This window comes from Flavobacterium pokkalii, from assembly GCF_014596575.1.
Classification (GTDB): domain Bacteria; phylum Bacteroidota; class Bacteroidia; order Flavobacteriales; family Flavobacteriaceae; genus Flavobacterium; species Flavobacterium pokkalii.
The window spans coordinates 13,196-30,557 of sequence record NZ_NASZ01000009.1; the positions used below are offsets into that span (position 1 = coordinate 13,196).

A 17,362-nucleotide genomic window follows, 5' to 3' on the forward strand; every position below is an offset into this window, starting at 1 on the left:
AGTATCGAAGAGAATTTATAGTAAAAGAGTGATTTTATTGAGATTCGTAAAGTTAGCTCAGATTTTGAGAAATATTTTGTGTATCTCTGTGTTAACTTTGCGAATCTCTGTGAAATGTTACTCTATCGTCATCGATTTTAATTTGGCTCGATACGCTTCCAGTGCAGCCGCTTTTGAAATAAAACCAAAATACTTTTCGTCTTTAATAACCGGTAAAAATGTTGCTTTGGTTTTTTCAAATTTGTCCATCACGGTTTCCATACTGTTAAAAGGATAAATCACATCAACCGGAGGAATCATAATATCTTTGATAAGCGTATATTTTACGCGGTATTTGTTGAAAATAATTTCGCGAATATTATTAAAGTTCACAATTCCAAGTAAATGACTTTCTTTGTCCACAACAGCAAAATAGGTTTGATTAGAATGCGAAATTAAATCCACTAATTTTTCCAAATTTTCTTCAGGAGAAACGGTCAGGAAATCGGTTTGAATAATCGAATTGGTATTTAAAGTCGAAAGTACATTATGGTCTTTGTTGCTGGTAAAAGCATGTCCTTTTTTAACTAATTCTTTAACGTCCATCGAGTGTTTTTCAAAACGTTTGGAAATCGCAAAACTAATTGAAGCAACAATCATTAACGGAAGCATCAGACTGTAACCGCCCGTAATTTCGGCAATAAGGAAAATGGCGGTAAGTGGCGCGTGGAATAAGCCGCTTAGGATTCCGGCCATTCCCACCATCGTGAAATTACTCACCGGTAAATGAGTCAGTCCGGTAAGATTAAGTACTTTTGAAAACACAAAACCTACATAAGAACCCACAAAAAGAGACGGCGCAAAATTTCCTCCGTTTCCTCCAGAACCTAGCGTAATTGCTGTGGCGAAAACCTTCATAAGCATCGTAGCGGCAACAAAAGCGAGTAATACCCAGCTGTTGTCTTTAAAACTTTCGAAAAGGGTGTTTTCTAAAATTTCTTCCGGATGACTCTCGGCCAGGATTTTAATGCTTTCGTAACCTTCCCCGAAAAGTGTTGGGAAAACAAAAACTAAAACGGCTAAAAGAAGGGCTCCAAAAAAAGCTTTTTTGAAAGGATTCATTCTCAAATGCGAGAAAAAATGTTCGGTTTTTTGGAAATTTCGTGTAAAATAAACAGAAGTAAGTCCGGTTAAAATTCCCAGTATCACATAAAAAGGAATTTTATGATAGTCAAAATCCTGTTGTTGTTTAAAATTTAATAAAACGGTTTCGTCCAAAATAATTTCGGATACTAAAGCTCCTGTAGCCGCAGCAATCATAATAGGAGTGAAGGCCGAAATACTCACATCGACCAAAAGGAATTCGATGGCAAAAAGAACTCCGGCAATGGGTGCGTTAAAAGCCGCAGCAATACCTGCAGCCACACCGCAACCAATTAACAAGGTTCGGTCTTTGTAACTCAGTTTGTAATTTTGACCAAAATTAGAACCAAAAGCCGCTCCGGTAACCACAATCGGGCTTTCTAATCCGGCAGAACCTCCTAAACCTACGGTTAAGGAACTGGTCATAATATGCGCATACATTTGTTTTCGGGGAATGATACTCGCTTTTTTGGCAACGGAATATAAAATTTGAGGCGTTCCTTTTTCGATAGAGCCACCTAAGAGTCTTTTGACAACCAAAACCGTTAGCAACAACCCGGCAATGGGTAATATACTGTTGATAAAACTAAGTTTTAAAATACTGTTGACATAAGTAGCAAAAATATAAACCCAGTGTGCGAAAGTCTTTAATACAATTACTGCACAGGCCGAAGAAATTCCAACTAATACGCTGGAAAGAAAGATAAATTGTTTTTCGGTTAAGATAGATTGTGCCCAATCAATGATAATTTCTAATTTAGAAAGATATTTTTTGAACATTGATGCTTAGTTTTTTTTGAGTGAACAAATTTACTACATATTTTAAGGACGACCTATATTTTTTATGGCTTCTTTTTTACTTAATGGCTTCAAATTGCTTTTTGAAACAAAATCAAATACGGCTTCGGGATTGGTTTTAGCATATTCCCGTAATGCCCAGCCGAGTGCTTTTTGAATAAAAAATTCCTTCGAATTTTGATGTTGGACACCAATGGATTGTAGCAATTCAAAATCGGTTTTTTCTTTGTAACCCAATTGGAACAGAATAGCACTTCTGTTGAGCCACATGTTTTCGGAATTTGAAAATTTAAGGATTACTTTCGGAATCATTTCGGGAAATTCTATGAGATATTGTCCTAAAATGTATTTCGAAATCGTATCTACGCTGTCCCACCAGGAATGGGTAATAATTAAATTTTCAATGAGTTGAATGTCTTCTTTTTTGTATTTTCCTTTGAGTTCTTTTGTTAGCATTTCAATCGCGCAATAGTGTAATTCTCTGGGCTCTTTGGTATACAATTCTAAAGCGATGGTTCTGGCGTTTTTTGAAACTTCCGTTTTGTTTGCTTTCCAAATTTCCTGAAACTTTAGTCTTCTTTCGGTGGTTTTGATGCCGTAAAAAACAAAATGATTTTTCATGTATTTGGCCATCGGAAAGGCATTTTCGGGATTGGCTTTTTGCTGAAATGCTATTTCTAATTGAGCTATAAAGGTCATTTTAAAATTCATTTAGTTTTTGAGAACAATAATTTCGGATATCTTCAAAGAAGAGTGTAAATTCATTTTCAAATTCGTCGTAAAAAGCTAGCAATTCTTCTGAAGCAAAACGCATATTGGAGTTATTTTGGGTTCGTCGATCCATTTGCGTCAAAATTTGGTGAATGCCTTCGATGGTTTGATAGCTCGAAAGCCAGTTTTGTTTTTCCATGTATGGAAGGATATTTTTAGTTTTTTCGCTTAAAACGGCATGATTTTGATGCAACGACTGGTAAAATTCGGATACAAAATCCTCTAAATTTTCTTCAGAGTACTTTTCCCAGTTTTTGGCTAAAAAATGATCGTAATAAATATCGACAATCACACCGGCATAATGATGGTAACGTTCGTGAAGCCTTTTGGTACTTTGCCTGAAAAGCGGATGCTCATCAGTAAAAGTATCGATAGCCCGATGTAGCAAAATTCCTTTTTGAATGGCTTCCGGATATTTTTCAAATTGTTTTCCCCGAATACCATCAGCCATGAAATTGCCAATTTTTATATATTCGTTGTTTCCGGAAAGATAGATGTGTGCTAAGAAATTCATTCGTCTAAAATATGAAATCTAATTGACTTTTGTTAGCTGTCAATTGTTATATTTGTTCCCAATATTCTTTAAATAACCAAATAAATTAAATAGAAACAAGAATGACATTAATAAAATCAATATCAGGAATTAGAGGAACCATTGGCGGAAAAGTAGGCGATAATCTTACTCCGGTTGATGCGGTAAAATTTGCTTCGGCTTACGGAACCTGGCTGAAAAATACAAAAGGGCAGGATGCTAAAAATTTAAAAGTAGTAGTAGGTCGTGACGCCCGAATTTCGGGACCAATGATTCATAATTTGGTAGTAAATACCCTTGTTGGTTTAGGAATTGATGTCATTGATTTAGGACTTTCGACAACGCCTACGGTTGAAGTAGCAGTGCCGTTAGAAAGCGCTGATGGCGGAATTATTTTGACAGCTTCGCATAATCCCAAACAATGGAATGCTTTGAAATTGCTAAATGATAAAGGAGAGTTTTTAAACGGAGTGGAAGGCGAAAAAATTCTGGCTATTGCTGAGGCAGAAGCTTTTGAATTTTCGGATGTGGATAATTTAGGAGAAGTGATTGAAAATGATGCTTATATGGATATTCATATCGACGAAGTGTTGAATTTGTCTTTGGTGGATGTTGAGGCGGTTAAAGCGGCTAAATTTAAAGTTGTGGTTGATGGTGTGAATTCTTCCGGAGGGGTAATTATTCCTAAGTTGTTAGAAGTAATGGGCGTGGAAGTTGTAAAATTATATTGCGAACCAAATGGACATTTCCCTCACAATCCGGAACCGTTGAAAGAACATTTGACAGATATCTGCGAGTTGGTAGTTGAAGAAAAAGCCGATTTTGGTATCGTGGTCGATCCGGATGTAGATCGTTTGGCTTTTATAAGTGACGACGGAGAAATGTTTGGTGAAGAATACACTTTGGTTGCTGTGGCCGATTATGTATTGAGTAAAACGCCTGGAAATGCGGTTTCTAATATGTCTTCTTCCCGTGCTTTGCGCGATGTGACTTTAGCTCATTGCGGAAGTTACGAAGCCAGTGCAGTAGGTGAGGTGAATGTGGTGGAATTGATGAAGAAAAACAATGCCGTTATTGGTGGCGAAGGAAACGGAGGAATCATTTATCCGGAATCCCATTATGGTCGTGACAGTTTGGTTGGAGTGGCTTTGTTTTTGACGCATTTAGCCAATAAAAAAATGAGTGTTTCGGCTTTGCGTGCTTCTTATCCGGAGTATTATATGAGCAAAAATAAAATTGAATTAACGCCTCAAATTGACGTGGATGCGATTTTGATAGCCATGACAGAGAAATACAAAAACGAAGATATTACTACTATCGACGGTGTTAAAATTGATTTTGCTAACGAATGGGTACATTTAAGAAAATCGAATACCGAACCAATTATTCGTATTTATACCGAAGCGCCTTTGCAATCACAGGCTGATGCTTTGGCCTTACGCATTATTGATGAAATCAAAGCAATCGCAGGAATTTAATTGCTGTTTTTATAAAGAAGAATCCCTTTCAAATTTGATTTTGAAAGGGATTTTTTAATTTATTTTGAATCCATTTTTTTAATAATTTCTCTAAGCAAGTCATTGTGTTCTTCTCTTAAACGGATGAATTTGTTAACCCAGGTATAGATCAAATAAAAGATTCCAAATAAAATCGCTATGTAGATTATCACAAAAAAGAAAGGAAATAACATCATGTTGTAAAAGGTTTTAGGTTAATAGTATTTGATTTTGAAAAATTCTTTCAGAAATTTATTTAGATAGGGCTTTTATATTTAATCCCATTGATTAGAGGAAGAAACCGCTAATTTTCCGCCTCCGGTAAAAAATAAAGTTATAGCCCCGGAAATGTATAAACCTAATAATTCTAATTGCCAACCGCCGGCTTCATTAAGAGAAAAAATTTGATTGCTATGTACTAAAAACAGGGCAAATAATGCACCTGAAATATAAACTACCGAAGATAATCTGGTTCTAAAACCAGCAATAATCAATAAAGGAGCGATAATTTCAGTAAAATAAACGCCATAAGATAGTAGGGAAGGTAATCCTTTTTCTTCCAGCATTCCTGCAATGAATGACGTTTTTCCAATTTTAGCAATTCCGTGTAATAACATTAATCCTCCCACAGCGATTCGAAGGATGAGTAAACCTAAATCAGTGTTTTTGTTCATAATTTTATTTTTTAATAGTTTGAACTAAAATACTGCTATTTTATTTAAAATAAGATTTTATTGTAAAATTTAGTTTGGATTTTGTCAAATCATCTTTATTTATTCCGCTAATCTGTTTTCTAATTCCCCACAGGAATTAGTGCAAGTGTCCCGCTTGTATCCAAATTGATATTAAATTTTTTGTTACGGGCACGAGCGGGACGCTTGAGTGAGCAGTGATGTTTTTTAAATGTAAAGCCATTAAAATTAGTGCTTTTCTGTCGCTAGCGCGAGCGTCCCGCTCGTGCCCATCCTCTAATTCCTGTCAATTTCCAAAATAGTTTGGTCATTATTACCATAATTTCTAGCACTACTATATTTCCAATCTATAGGGTCGGTTACAAATCCTGTTTCCACAGGATTATTGTGAATATATTCTAACTTTTGCTCAAATACTTTCAATGACCAAATCTCAATTGGTTGATTATTTTGTTGCCAAAACTGTCTATTGGTAACATTACTATTCTTTTTTCCGGCTCTCTCAAACATCCAAAGCATCCATTCTTTTCTACTTTCTTGCGGATTATCTTCTATGAGTTTGAGCATTTTTTTTGAGGTAAATCCTTTAAAATCTCTTATCAATCCCGAAGGATCATTTAATGCGGAACGAAATATTAAATGTACATGGCTCGGCATGATGCAATAACCATAGAGCTCCATTCCTTTATTCTTTCTGCAAAAATCTAACGACTCTATTATAACCAAAAATAATCATCTCTGGTAAACACATCTATCCAGTTTACGGTTGCAAAACTTATGAAATAAGCTCCTGATTTTTCTCCAAATTTATATTTTCGGCTCATTGTTTTTTTTAATAGATAAAAATAACTTGTTCAACTTTGTGGACACGAGGATGCACAGCCATTAAAATTAATGCTTTTTTTCGCTAGCGCGAGCGTCTCGCTCGTGCCCAATGCTAAAATAAGTTTATATATTGTTACGGGCACGAGCGAGACGCTCGCGCTAGCGAACTTTAAGAAAAACGCTCGCGGTAGCTTGGACCTATTTTTTCTTAATTCTATTATATAAAGTTTGACTTATTCCTTGAGCCTTTAAAGTTTTATTTTCAATAATTGATTCATATAACTGCTGATTATCTCTAGGTAAATCTTGAAAGTCATTATAAGAGTTTGATATTAAAAGATTTCTAAATCTTTCAATTCTTCTTGTACCAAAAATTTTGGATAGTACAATCTCGTCATCTTGAATGACTTTTTCAAAATAATAATACCATCTTTCTTTAGAAATTTCTGACAACTTTTCATATGCTATATCAGCCGCTATAGTTGAGACTCCATATCCATTTCCTAGATATACTGCTAAATATGCCTGAAAACAATCTATTAGTGCTGGTGCAGGAATTGTACTTCCTAAACTTGCAAGTTTTCTGACAACTGACGGTTCGTTGTAAAAATTGTTAAACGCATAATGAGTTTCTAGAACTGCTGCAGCTGCTTTTTTAAATGTTACTGATCTTAAATTTTCTGGGACAAAATCAAATCCACCAACTTTTAACAAGGCATTCTTAAGACCAGATGATGCTATAGTATTACCTGCGGCAGTTACATCTCTATATGCTGTTCCAATATTCCATTTGTCATTTTCACCTAAATGTTTCCAAATACTCTCAATTAGTAGGTTTAGATTAGATAATGAATGTTCTAGTTTAGCACCTTTATCGTTTTTAACTGATGCTAATAAGATTGACATAACTGTTCTTAAATAAAATAAAGGCGAATTAATCAATTGATCAACTTGTGGATCTTTCAATGACAATGTTTCGCTTAATAATCTTTCTCTAAACTGTGAAAATTCTATAGCAATTGAAATGTCTGCTTCTCCAAGTATATATTGAACACTTGACTTAATTATATGAATAGCAGAAATATTGTCAATTTCTTCTGTAGCATCTTTTGAAAAGTAATGTGTAATTAATTCATTTGCTTGTTTTAGTTTTAAAGATGCTGTTGTTCCAATAACTCCCAATTGTTCAGCTAATTGAATCGTAGTAAAATCTGTAAGTGCAGTATCTATAGTTGAATATTCATCAATGTCTTCTCTATTAAGCATTTCACCTATAAACTTCATACCTAAAGTCGCTATGGTTTCTTTTAGTTTAACCATAGCTTTTTTCCAAGCATATTCAGCTGCCATATCATATGCTTCTATCTGAAAAGCAGCAATAATCTGATTTTTTTGTTTATCAGTTAAGTAATTTGCATATGAAACGATTTTATTTGTATCGTTTACATTTGCAGGTATATTTATGCCGTCAGGTCCTTGCCAAAGTTGTATTTCATTCATTACTTTATCCATATTTTTGAGTTACCATCTTGTGATTTATAAAGACATGCTGAAAACATATCTAAATTTACCATAGATTGAAAAGCTCTTGTTCTTGCTCCACCAACTAATTGTATTCCGTTTATTTCTATTGATTTTATAAATATGTGATATCCTAATATTCTACCTTTGTCTGTCAATAAAGTTATTCCATCGTGATTTAACATAGATATCATAACTTTACTAAACGCCATCAAAGATATTGAGGATTCATTTGTCTTTTCTTTTTCTGTATAAATTATATAGTCTGCAATATCAATAGGAGTATTTAGATATACTCCGTCAGAAAGACTATCTTTAAGTTTACTAATTATTGTTTCATCATCTTTAACAACTCCAATTAAGTTTCCATGACCTTGTTTAACTGCGTCTTGTATAGTTTTGTCAATGAAAGTCATAATTGGAATCTGGTATTCTTGGTCTAAACTTTTTGTTATTTCTTTTGATATTTGCAAAATTACATTGTCAGAAATTTCAATTTTATCCAAAGTCAGTGAAACAATTAATTTTTTTTTCAGTCCAGTTAACTCTACCGTTTTACTACCTATATTTCTTAAAAATGCAATATTAATATCTTTTGGGTCTACTTTTAATTCACCAACTGTTTGCTCATAAATAGATGGACTTGTTTCTGTCATTTCAGCATCAACTAAACCATATTTTAGTTTATTATCATTTACTTCAATATAAATTATCCAACTTCCAACAGTTAATGGAGCACATAACTTTATAATGTTCTTAAATTCTGAAACAGAAAGTGATTGGTTAGATATTAAAATTTCTCTATTCGAAATTGTTTTAAAAAATTCTGTAGAATTGTTTGTTATTAATACTTGAGGAAATAAATGAGTTCCTTCTTCATAGTAATCGGCCAAAAGATTTATTAATTCAAGTATTCCTTCTTTCAGAATTGTGCTGTTCTGAAAATTTTCATCAAGTAAGAATTCAGCTATTGAAGCTAGAGTATTTTCTCTTAAAGAAGCAATTTTTATATCTTGAACCATATTGTTTTAATTTCTATGCATTTTTTTAGCATTTCCGCTAACTAGTTTATATATAAGACAAAATAATACAAAGTCATCCTTTTTCGGATGTATTTGTTTTATTCAAATATATAGATAAATTAGTACAAACTACTACAGCCTGTTTTATTAATAGTTGTTTTTTATTAACGGAAGTTTGTTAATTAAAAATTCACTCTGAAACTCACATTAGGTGTTAAGGCCAGAGATTGGTTGTTTACTTGGATGGCTTTTGAAGGATCATTTGGGTCGACTTTATAATAACGATTAATTGTGTTTTTTTGATTACTAATATTAATCACTGCGGCTCTTACAGTTGCTTTTACTGTCGAATTGAATTTGAAATTATAACTGAGTGAAGCATCCAAACGAAGGAAATCATCCAGGTTTAAACTGTTTGGGGCATCATAATTCACAAAATAGTTGTTGCCGTTTTGCACGGTTTCATTTCCTTCAACCGGCTTGGTGTAAGGAATACCGCTGTGGTAATTTCCGCCAATGGAGATTTTAAAATTTTCCAGAATATTGTAATTGAATCCAAAAGTCACCGCATGTCGCATATCGACATTATTAGGGAAAACAGCAGGGGAGAAACTTTCAAAATCATAATTGTTTTGACTAAAAGTATAACTGAGCCAGCTGCTGTATTTTTGGTTGGTTTTGTTAATTAGGAATTCGATTCCTTTGTCGGTATAACTTCCGTGCGCATTTTTGTATTGAAAATTGTTGTAAAATCCCTGATTGGAAGCGGTAATTCCGTCAACCAGTTTGTAAAAAGCGGTAAGTTCGATATTCCAGTTGTTTTGTTGAAATTCAAATCCTGTCGAAGCTTGTTTACTTCTTGCAATAGGAATCGTGTTGTTGTTGACCAATTGCCAGCGTCTTTTTTCCACCCCCAGAAAATCGTCTTCAAAATCGATGATTTGAGTGGTGGTTTGATTTTTAAATTCGCCTTCTATTTTCAAAGCCAATTGTTTGTTAAGTACCTGTCTGAAATTGATTCGGGGTTCTAAAAGTAGTTTTTGAAATTTTTGAAAATAATTTAAACGCACCCCCAGTCTTAAAAAAGTATTGTTTTTATGAAAGGTCGATTCGCTAAACAACACGTGATTGAGCAAAACACTCTTTTTTGTACTGGAGTAAAACGGATTGTTGACACGGGTTTGATTGAGCATGCCGGTTTCGTTAATTTGATAACCGCTTAAAAGTTGCAAATTTTCATTAAAAATATAATGCAAATTCAATTTGGTTCCGGTTTCAATAACCTCATTGGCCTCGGTTAAAAGCTGGTCGTTGGTAATGCGATAATCGCGGGAATCAATATTGTATCTCGAATAATAGCTGCTTAATTGGCTGGAAAATTTGTTAGTCCATTGGGCTTTCCAGTTTCCGCCAAGTCCCATGTTTTTTTGCGAAAGTGCACTGGATTTGGATTTAGTATCATCTGATGAATTATAATTTTCAGCGTAATTTAATTCATTGATAATCCCGATAATATTGGCTCTAAACTGGTGTTTTTCATTCAAATTGTATAAAATTTTAGCGGTATAATCGTAGAAATAAAAATCCGATTGGGTGTTTTTATCGGTGTTATCGGCATTGATTTCGGTGTCCTGAAAACTTTTTTTGTAATAATTGGAGTAGGTAGGCGTATTGATAAAATCGGTGATGGAATGTCGCGCCGAAAGATCAATTTCCAGATTTTTTACCAATGGAATTTCGACAAAAATATCTCCGCTAATCAGATTAATTCCGGCTCCGCCCGAAACCGAATTTTTAATTTCGTCGTTGGTGCTCATGTTTACCGTTGCTGAAACGCCTTCGCTAAATTCGGCGCTGGTACCGTTTTTAGTCACCACAACTTTATTGGTCAAATTAGGATTATAAGCCGAAATCAAACCAAAAAAATGTCCCGAATGATACATTTTGATATTGTCCCAAAGTATTAAATTCTGATCGTTCGTACCGCCGCGAATGTTGATGTTGGCAATGCTTTCGTTAATGCTTTCCACTCCGGGTAAAGTTTGAATCGATTGCAATACATCAGGATCGCTCAGTCCGGGAAGTATGCCAAATTTTTTGGTGTTTAAAACGGTACTTCCATCGGTGTTTTTTTGCAATCCGGCGGTTAGAAATACCGGGATCAAAACCGGATTTAATTCTTCTTTTGTGGGTTTTAAAGAAATTGACAAACCTTTTTTTCCGGAGGCAAAAAAGTCTTTGGCTTTGAATTCTTTGGTTCCGTAACCTATGTACGAAATGGTTACCGCAGCATCGATAGGAATGTTTTCTAAGCTGAAATTTCCGTCTTTATTGCTGATAGCCCATTTAGAGTTACTGGTTCGGACAGAAGTGCCCGGAAGTGCGGTATTGGAATTTTCATCGAGAACCGTTCCGTTAATTGTAATGGTTTTGTTTAAGGCCGAAATAGTAATGTATCGCTCGTCCAGTGCTTTAAAATTAAGCGGAACTTTGGCATTCAAATAAGCAATAGTTTCCTCAAGGCTGAGCTTAGCAGCAGGTTTTTCGATACTGATAGTGGCAATATCGGCTACGGCATAGGAAAATTTTACTTTATACTGTTCTTCAATATTTTTGATAATAGTAGTCAGGGGTAACGGAGTAGTGGTTTGTTGCGCCCAACTCCAATAACCTATGCTGAAAACTAAAATAAAAATCCATTTACTGAACTTCATATTTGTAAAAAATAATCGTTTTTCCTTTTATTTTATAGCTTAATCGCAACGGAATAGTCACCGATTCCAAGGCTGTTTTTTGATTGGTATGCGTAAAACTTCCGGTGAATAATTGCGTGGTATCAATTTTCTCAGTTTCAATTTTTATGCCGTATTGACGTTGCAATTCGGCAATAACCTGATGCAGTGGAATTTGGTTAAAACTCGATTCTTTTTGCAACCAGGAAGGCGTTTCGGCATCAAAATCGTCTGTTTTTTCAATACGATTATTAATGACTCTGAAACTTTTTCCCGGAGGCAATTTGACGGTCGTATTTTTATAAGTTACACTTACTAGACCTTCAAAACAGCTTACTTCATAATAGTTGTCTCTTTGTTTTACGTCAAAATGAGTTCCTAAAACTTTTACAATTCCATCAGCAGTTTTTACGCTAAAGGTTTTTCCTTTTTGCACCTGAAAATAGGCTTCTCCTTCCAAAGTTAAATCGCGCTGTTGGTTCCAGTTTTTTTCGTTAAATGTAATTTTAGATGAGGCATTTAGCAAAACTTTGGAATTGTCGGGTAATTTAAATGTTTTGGTTTGTGCAATTCCGGTTTCAAAAGACTGAGTACTGTTTGAAAATAAGAAATAAGCCGAAGTCAGTAAAACCACAAAAATCGCCGCAACTTTATAAATAGTTTTAAAATATAACGGACGTACTTTAGGTTTCTTTTTAGTCAGATTTCTGTTTTTGAACGCTGCTAAAGCCTCCTGAGCATCAATTTTCGGAGTATCCAAATGCGCGGAATAATGCGCAATTTTTTCCAGTGTATGGAAATCTTCCGATTGTTTTAAATCTTCGATTTCCCTGTCCGAAAGTTCTCCGTTAAGCCATTTTAATATTTCTTTTTCCTTTTTCATTAGTTCTCGCTATAGTGGTAAGACAACTGTGTCGTTATTTACCCTACTTTCAGTGAATTAAATATTTTCTATTTGTTCTTTTAATATTTTTAAAGCTGCCGACATTCTTTTTTCGACTGCTTTTTGACTGATTCCTAAAATTTTGGCAATTTCCCGGTATTTTTTTCCGTCAATGCGATTCATCAAAAAAACTTCTCTTTGTGCTTGGCTTAAGGAAGCGATGGCGTTTTGCAGTTTGATTTTAAATTCTTCTTCTTCTAAAAGATATTCCGGACTCTGATTGGTTTTGTCCTGAGGCGGAGTGTCTTTGGCGAAAGCCAAAACTACTTTTTGATGTTTTACCGAATTTAGAAAAAGATTATTGATTGAGGTAAATAAATAGGTTTTGACTTTGGTAAAATCAATTTGAGAACAATTTTCCCAAATTTTAGCAAAGGCTTCCTGAACTAAATCCAAAGCTGCTTCGCTGTCTCCTGATTTATAGTAGGCAAAATTGGTAGCCGATTGAATATTTTTGATGTAAAAATCACTAAAATAGGATTCTTCGCAAAGGCTATTTTTTTTCTCTGGCATTCTGGTAGGTTTGGAATTTGGTTAATGTAAAAGTAGCTTATTTTTTTTTAAACTGTATAACTTGAAATAAAACTAAAAATTTAAAAGAGTATAATTTATTGGTCTTTAGTTGTTTAAAATTGATTGTGATTTTTTTTGATTTTTAGGGTGGGGAAAAAAACACCTCAGTTGTCTTACTATCAGAAATGCGAATAAATCGTCATTATTAACAATTAGAAAATATTAAATTTGAAGTTATGAAAACATTAAAAATGATTACCGGAATTGCATTGATGAGTATTTTTAGTTTAACATCATGCCAAAGTGAAGTAGATGACGTACAGGGAGACAATCCTAATACGAATACGGCTAATTCGACCACGACTACTAATCTGAAAAGAGTTTCCATGTATGATGGTTCATCGGATGATTTTATTGATGGTTCGTCCTGTTCTTCGATAAAATTTCCTTTTGTAGCCAAAGTAAACGGAGTGACTGTTAATTTTATTAGTCAATTGAGTTATGAATCCGCAATAAGTATTCTTGGCGAATTCAATAATGATACTGATACCGTAGAAATTCAGTTTCCTGTAACAATTAAAATGAGTGATTATACTGAGGTTACTGTTAGCAGTCAGTCCCAATATGATGCAATAGTGAATAGTTGTAGTGAAGTTGAAGATGATGGTAAAGATGCTATTTCTTCTTTAAATATTAGTTTCCCAATCACAATATTAACTTATGATGCGAGTTTAGAACAAACAGGAAGTGTAGTGATTTTAACGGAGCAACAATTGTTTAACTATATGACTAATTTAAGTGCAACGGGTTACTATTCAATAAAATACCCAATTACAGTAACACTTGCTGATGATTCTACGATGGAAGTAAACAGTGATTCAGAATTAAAATCCAGTGTTAATGCTGCTTTAGCTATCGAATCTTCGATGGAAGTTGCCGCTGAAAATAAAGCCAAATTAGAGGCTATTTTAGTAAACGGTACTTTTAAAGTAAATTCGTTTATCAATGCAGGAGTTGATTCTGCCAATAATTATACGAATGCAACGATTGATTTTGCTAATGACTGGAAAGTAAAATCCATGAATGCATTAACCACTATTGCATCGGGAACTTATTCCGTTACATCTGAAACTGAAGTGTATTTAGAATTTGGATTTACAGGAAGTACTAATTTTAGTTTGTTTAACAGCGAATGGAAAGTAAGTAGCTTTACAAGTTCTACGATTACTTTGCAAAGTAAAACGAATAGCGCCATTACTTTGGTTTTGAAGCAAATTTAAAGGTTTAAGGTTCGTTTTTGCAGATAATTTGTTTTTAATTTCTATTTTGCAAAAGAAAGTCGTTTTTAAAACATAAATAAATGAAGAAAATTTTAGCTGTTATTGCTTTAAGTTGTTTGTTCTTAACCTCTTGTTCTGATTCTAATTCAGATACGAATAGTAAATCCGCTAACCAAAAAGGATTAGGGACTTCAGCTCACGATTTATTGTCTGAAGACAAGTTTGATAGTATGATAATTGAAGTGGTTTATGTAGAAGGCTATGAACCTTCGGCAACAGCAATAACTAATTTTAAAAATTTCTTAACGAGCCGAATTAATAAATCAGGAGGGATTACCATTGAAAAAAGAGCCATTCCGTCTCCGGGTAATGCAAGTTATTCAGATGCACAAATTATTGCAATAGAGAATGCAAACAGAATTTTTTATAATGACGGCAGTCAAATTGCAGTTTGGGCTTTTTTTGCAGATGCTAAATCTTCCAAGGACACTGATACTTCGGTTATTTTAGGGACGGCTTACAGGAATACCTCTTTTGTAATCTATGAAAATACAGTAAAAAAATTAAGTGGCGGTCTTAATAAACCTAGTACAACAGTATTAGAAACTACGGTTATGAGTCATGAATTTGGTCATATTTTAGGATTAACGAATGCCGGAACCGTTATGCAATCAGATCATGAAGATGCAAATCATAAAAGACATTGTAATGTGTCCAGCTGTTTAATGTATTGGGAAGCCGAATCAGGGACTAATCTTTTTGGAGGAAACATTCCGCAGTTGGATGCGCAATGCATTGCCGATCTTCAGGCTAACGGCGGGAAATAAAAAATAGAAATTATGAAAAAAGTATTGATTATACTGTTGTTATTTGGAATAACAGCAGGAATGAAAGCACAAAATAGTAATGAGTCACATGTAGGAATTAAAGGGGGTTATAATTTGGCTTCCGTAAGTTTTGATGGTGACGGAGAAACCGATCAGCGTCATGGTTTTCATGTGGGGATTTATGGAGAATCTTTCCTGAGTGAAGCCTTTTCGATTCAGCCGGAGTTGTTGTTTTCGCAACAGGGTTATGAAGTGACTAATAATTCCGGAAAATTTACCCAAAAGTTAAATTATATCAACTTGCCGGTGATGTTTAAGGCTTATCCTTCCCGAAACTTTTTTCTGGAAGCGGGACCGCAAATAGGAGTTGCCGTAACACATAAAGAAGTATATGACGGAGTATTTAGCAGTACTCAGGAATACAATCCGGATAGTTTTGACTGGGGAATGAATTTTGGAGCGGGTATTAAAACCGATTCAGGAATTAGCCTTGGTGTAAGATACCATCTGGGATTAGGAGATTTATATGACGAACAGAAAGCCCAAAACAGACTTTGGATGTTTTCTTTAGGAATTGATTTGTAAGCCACAAATCTGTCAATTGAATGATATAAAAAAAGCTTAGCCTTAATTTTTTGGCTAAGCTTTTTTAGTTTAGTTTTTATGGTGTTTCCATCTTTTATGTGTCCAGAAATAATATTCAGGAGCTTCATAAATTTGCTTTTCGACTTCTTTGATGTAGCGATGGATGATTTCGTAATTCGGAAGCGATTTTGGATCATCGGTTATTGGAACTAAGGTAGCTTCATAATAACCTCTTTTTACTTTGGTTACTTTGGCAAAAACCACATTCAGATTGTATTTTTTAGATAATAATTCCGGACCAATATGAACCGGAGTTTCCATTCCCATAAAATTTTCCCAATGCGCTATTTGTTTGGTTTTTGGCGATTGGTCACTAACCAGTCCGTACAGTGACAAAATTCCTTTTCGCTGGTTGTTCGCCATTAACGGAATCGTTTTGTCAGTGGATACTAATTCGGTTTTGAATTCAGAACGAATGTCTTTGACCAGTTTGTCAAAATAACGGTTGGCAATTTTTTTATAAACACCAACTCCTTGATAAGAAGATTTAAGATTGATGGCTATTAACCATTCCCAACTGGCATAATGGGATGCTAAAACCATAATACTTCGGTTTTTTGCTTCGTATTCTTCGAGTAATTCCAGATTGGTAATTTTAAATCTTTCCTGCATTTCTTCGGCCGAAATAGACATGGTTTTAACCATTTCCATAAATAAGTCACAAAAATGATGATAGAATTTTTTTTCAATTTGTAGACGTTCTTCGTCACTCAGTTCCGGCAAAGCAATTTTTAAATTGTGTTTTACGGTTTTTTTGCGATAGCCAATGATATAGTAAACAACCAAATAGACCAGGTCAGAAATCCAGTAAAATATTCGAAAAGGTAAAATCGATATCAGCCAAAGCAGAGGATAAGCGATAATATAGGCTAAAAATTGCATGCAGGTTTTTTTAGCAAATATAAGTCAAAAATGACAATCATAATAAACTGTGTTCAGATGCCTGAAGCCTCTAAAGGAATTCTTATATTTACCCTCGTAAATAATAACGACTTATGAATACTTTTTTGATTGCAATAATTGTTGCCAATATACTTTTTAGTTATAAAGGTTTTAATGATTATTCTTTTTTTAGAAAATACGAATTCCATATTGGGCGAATTCGTTCCGGAGAACAAATTCGAATGATCACTTCCGGTTTTCTTCATGCCGATTTGGGACATTTGGCTTTTAATATGATTACACTTTTCTTTTTTGCTCCGGTTGTGAGTTCTTATTTAGGAAATTTGATGTTTGTAATCATTTATTTTGCGAGTTTAATTTTTGGAAGTTTGCTTACTTTGGTTATCCATAAAAACGAGTACAATTACCGGGCAATCGGAGCTTCGGGGGCGGTTACAGGAGTTTTATATTCGGCCATTTTGTTGCGTCCTGATATGATGTTGGGAATCTTTTTTGTAATTCCGATGCCGGCTTATGTTTTTGGAATTTTGTATTTGTTGTATTCCATTTACGGAATGAAAGCCAAAAATGACGGTATAGGACATACGGCACATTTTGGCGGAGCTATTGGCGGCTATTTAATTACCTTATTAGTTTATCCGGATTTGTTAGTGTTACATCCGTTGATGGTCAGTTTGTTAACGATTCCGATAGTGCTTCTTTTCATTTTAATAAAGATGAAGAAGTTTTAATGGCACAAC

At 34.3% G+C, this 17,362-nt stretch carries 15 protein-coding genes and 1 pseudogene; 5 read left to right on the forward strand and 11 right to left on the reverse strand.

The features are described from left to right. Positions 1–117 precede the first annotated feature (117 nt). From B6A10_RS07550 to B6A10_RS07560, 3 genes are read right to left on the reverse strand one after another with little or no spacing between them, the layout of a single operon-like run. Entirely contained in the window at positions 118–1,902 is a 1,785-nt protein-coding gene (locus tag B6A10_RS07550; RefSeq protein WP_188220387.1) for a chloride channel protein, read from the reverse strand. A gap of 42 nt (positions 1,903–1,944) precedes the next feature. Further along, complete coding sequence (locus B6A10_RS07555) at positions 1,945–2,619, reverse strand: DNA alkylation repair protein (RefSeq protein WP_188220388.1); 675 nt, start codon at positions 2,617–2,619, stop codon at positions 1,945–1,947. 1 nt (position 2,620) lies between these two features. Then, positions 2,621–3,205 carry an acyl carrier protein phosphodiesterase gene (locus B6A10_RS07560; RefSeq protein ID WP_188220389.1) on the reverse strand — a complete coding sequence of 195 codons (585 nt, stop codon included), beginning with the start codon at positions 3,203–3,205 and terminating at the stop codon, positions 2,621–2,623. Between the two features lie 101 nt (positions 3,206–3,306). Between B6A10_RS07560 and glmM the strand changes: the two genes are divergently transcribed. Next, the gene (gene glmM / locus B6A10_RS07565) at positions 3,307–4,701 is read left to right on the forward strand and encodes a phosphoglucosamine mutase (RefSeq protein WP_188220390.1); all 1,395 of its coding nucleotides are present in this window, start codon (positions 3,307–3,309) and stop codon (positions 4,699–4,701) included. A 293-nt stretch (positions 4,702–4,994) separates the two neighbouring features. Here glmM and B6A10_RS07570 read toward each other — a convergent pair whose 3' ends face one another. The 7 genes and pseudogenes from B6A10_RS07570 to B6A10_RS07600 all read right to left on the reverse strand — a co-directional run bounded on the left by B6A10_RS07570 (position 4,995) and on the right by B6A10_RS07600 (position 12,967). After that, positions 4,995–5,393 (reverse strand): DoxX family protein, encoded by a 399-nt coding sequence (locus B6A10_RS07570; protein ID WP_188220391.1) that lies wholly within the window; start codon positions 5,391–5,393, stop codon positions 4,995–4,997. Between the two features lie 294 nt (positions 5,394–5,687). Continuing rightward, positions 5,688–6,235: pseudogene (locus B6A10_RS07575) on the reverse strand (REP-associated tyrosine transposase). A gap of 199 nt (positions 6,236–6,434) precedes the next feature. Beyond that, entirely contained in the window at positions 6,435–7,748 is a 1,314-nt protein-coding gene (locus B6A10_RS07580; RefSeq protein ID WP_188220392.1) for a hypothetical protein, read from the reverse strand. Further along, a complete protein-coding gene (locus B6A10_RS07585) occupies positions 7,736–8,779 on the reverse strand; it encodes a hypothetical protein (protein ID WP_188220393.1) in 1,044 nt (347 codons plus the stop codon). The genes B6A10_RS07580 and B6A10_RS07585 overlap by 13 nt, the downstream gene beginning before the upstream one ends. Before the next feature lie 182 nt (positions 8,780–8,961). Next, positions 8,962–11,493, reverse strand: coding sequence for a TonB-dependent receptor plug domain-containing protein (locus B6A10_RS07590; protein ID WP_188220394.1), 2,532 nt, complete (start codon positions 11,491–11,493; stop codon positions 8,962–8,964). After that, positions 11,480–12,394 (reverse strand): FecR family protein, encoded by a 915-nt coding sequence (locus tag B6A10_RS07595; RefSeq protein WP_188220395.1) that lies wholly within the window; start codon positions 12,392–12,394, stop codon positions 11,480–11,482. Before B6A10_RS07595 ends, B6A10_RS07590 begins: the two co-directional genes overlap by 14 nt. A gap of 57 nt (positions 12,395–12,451) precedes the next feature. Then, on the reverse strand, positions 12,452–12,967 hold the full coding sequence (locus tag B6A10_RS07600) for an RNA polymerase sigma factor (RefSeq protein WP_188220396.1): 516 nt from the start codon (positions 12,965–12,967) through the stop codon (positions 12,452–12,454). A 236-nt stretch (positions 12,968–13,203) separates the two neighbouring features. Between B6A10_RS07600 and B6A10_RS07605 the strand changes: the two genes are divergently transcribed. The 3 genes from B6A10_RS07605 (at position 13,204) to B6A10_RS07615 (ending at position 15,659) form a co-directional block, all read left to right on the forward strand. Then, on the forward strand, positions 13,204–14,247 hold the full coding sequence (locus B6A10_RS07605; protein WP_188220397.1) for a hypothetical protein: 1,044 nt from the start codon (positions 13,204–13,206) through the stop codon (positions 14,245–14,247). Positions 14,248–14,327: 80 nt separating this feature from the next. Continuing rightward, entirely contained in the window at positions 14,328–15,074 is a 747-nt protein-coding gene (locus B6A10_RS07610) for a membrane metalloprotease (protein WP_188220398.1), read from the forward strand. A gap of 12 nt (positions 15,075–15,086) precedes the next feature. After that, positions 15,087–15,659 carry a porin family protein gene (locus B6A10_RS07615; RefSeq protein WP_188220399.1) on the forward strand — a complete coding sequence of 191 codons (573 nt, stop codon included), beginning with the start codon at positions 15,087–15,089 and terminating at the stop codon, positions 15,657–15,659. Positions 15,660–15,728: 69 nt separating this feature from the next. Here B6A10_RS07615 and B6A10_RS07620 read toward each other — a convergent pair whose 3' ends face one another. Continuing rightward, positions 15,729–16,601: a lysophospholipid acyltransferase family protein gene (locus B6A10_RS07620; RefSeq protein ID WP_055092162.1), complete on the reverse strand. Its 873-nt coding sequence runs from the start codon at positions 16,599–16,601 to the stop codon at positions 15,729–15,731. Positions 16,602–16,714: 113 nt separating this feature from the next. Here B6A10_RS07620 and B6A10_RS07625 point away from each other — a divergent pair, with 113 nt between their 5' ends. After that, on the forward strand, positions 16,715–17,353 hold the full coding sequence (locus tag B6A10_RS07625; RefSeq protein WP_055092160.1) for a rhomboid family intramembrane serine protease: 639 nt from the start codon (positions 16,715–16,717) through the stop codon (positions 17,351–17,353). Positions 17,354–17,362: the final 9 nt, after the last annotated feature.

Excerpts from the sequence above, each read along its gene's own strand:
- B6A10_RS07550 (WP_188220387.1), bottom strand. The coding sequence starts at position 1,902 with ATGTTCAAAAAATATCTTTCTAAATTAGAAATTATCATTGATTGGGCA.
- B6A10_RS07555 (WP_188220388.1), bottom strand. The coding sequence starts at position 2,619 with ATGACCTTTATAGCTCAATTAGAAATAGCATTTCAGCAAAAAGCCAAT.
- B6A10_RS07560 (WP_188220389.1), bottom strand. The coding sequence starts at position 3,205 with ATGAATTTCTTAGCACACATCTATCTTTCCGGAAACAACGAATATATA.
- glmM (WP_188220390.1), top strand. The coding sequence starts at position 3,307 with ATGACATTAATAAAATCAATATCAGGAATTAGAGGAACCATTGGCGGA.
- B6A10_RS07570 (WP_188220391.1), bottom strand. The coding sequence starts at position 5,393 with ATGAACAAAAACACTGATTTAGGTTTACTCATCCTTCGAATCGCTGTG.
- B6A10_RS07580 (WP_188220392.1), bottom strand. The coding sequence starts at position 7,748 with ATGGATAAAGTAATGAATGAAATACAACTTTGGCAAGGACCTGACGGC.
- B6A10_RS07585 (WP_188220393.1), bottom strand. The coding sequence starts at position 8,779 with ATGGTTCAAGATATAAAAATTGCTTCTTTAAGAGAAAATACTCTAGCT.
- B6A10_RS07590 (WP_188220394.1), bottom strand. The coding sequence starts at position 11,493 with ATGAAGTTCAGTAAATGGATTTTTATTTTAGTTTTCAGCATAGGTTAT.
- B6A10_RS07595 (WP_188220395.1), bottom strand. The coding sequence starts at position 12,394 with ATGAAAAAGGAAAAAGAAATATTAAAATGGCTTAACGGAGAACTTTCG.
- B6A10_RS07600 (WP_188220396.1), bottom strand. The coding sequence starts at position 12,967 with ATGCCAGAGAAAAAAAATAGCCTTTGCGAAGAATCCTATTTTAGTGAT.
- B6A10_RS07605 (WP_188220397.1), top strand. The coding sequence starts at position 13,204 with ATGAAAACATTAAAAATGATTACCGGAATTGCATTGATGAGTATTTTT.
- B6A10_RS07610 (WP_188220398.1), top strand. The coding sequence starts at position 14,328 with ATGAAGAAAATTTTAGCTGTTATTGCTTTAAGTTGTTTGTTCTTAACC.
- B6A10_RS07615 (WP_188220399.1), top strand. The coding sequence starts at position 15,087 with ATGAAAAAAGTATTGATTATACTGTTGTTATTTGGAATAACAGCAGGA.
- B6A10_RS07620 (WP_055092162.1), bottom strand. The coding sequence starts at position 16,601 with ATGCAATTTTTAGCCTATATTATCGCTTATCCTCTGCTTTGGCTGATA.
- B6A10_RS07625 (WP_055092160.1), top strand. The coding sequence starts at position 16,715 with ATGAATACTTTTTTGATTGCAATAATTGTTGCCAATATACTTTTTAGT.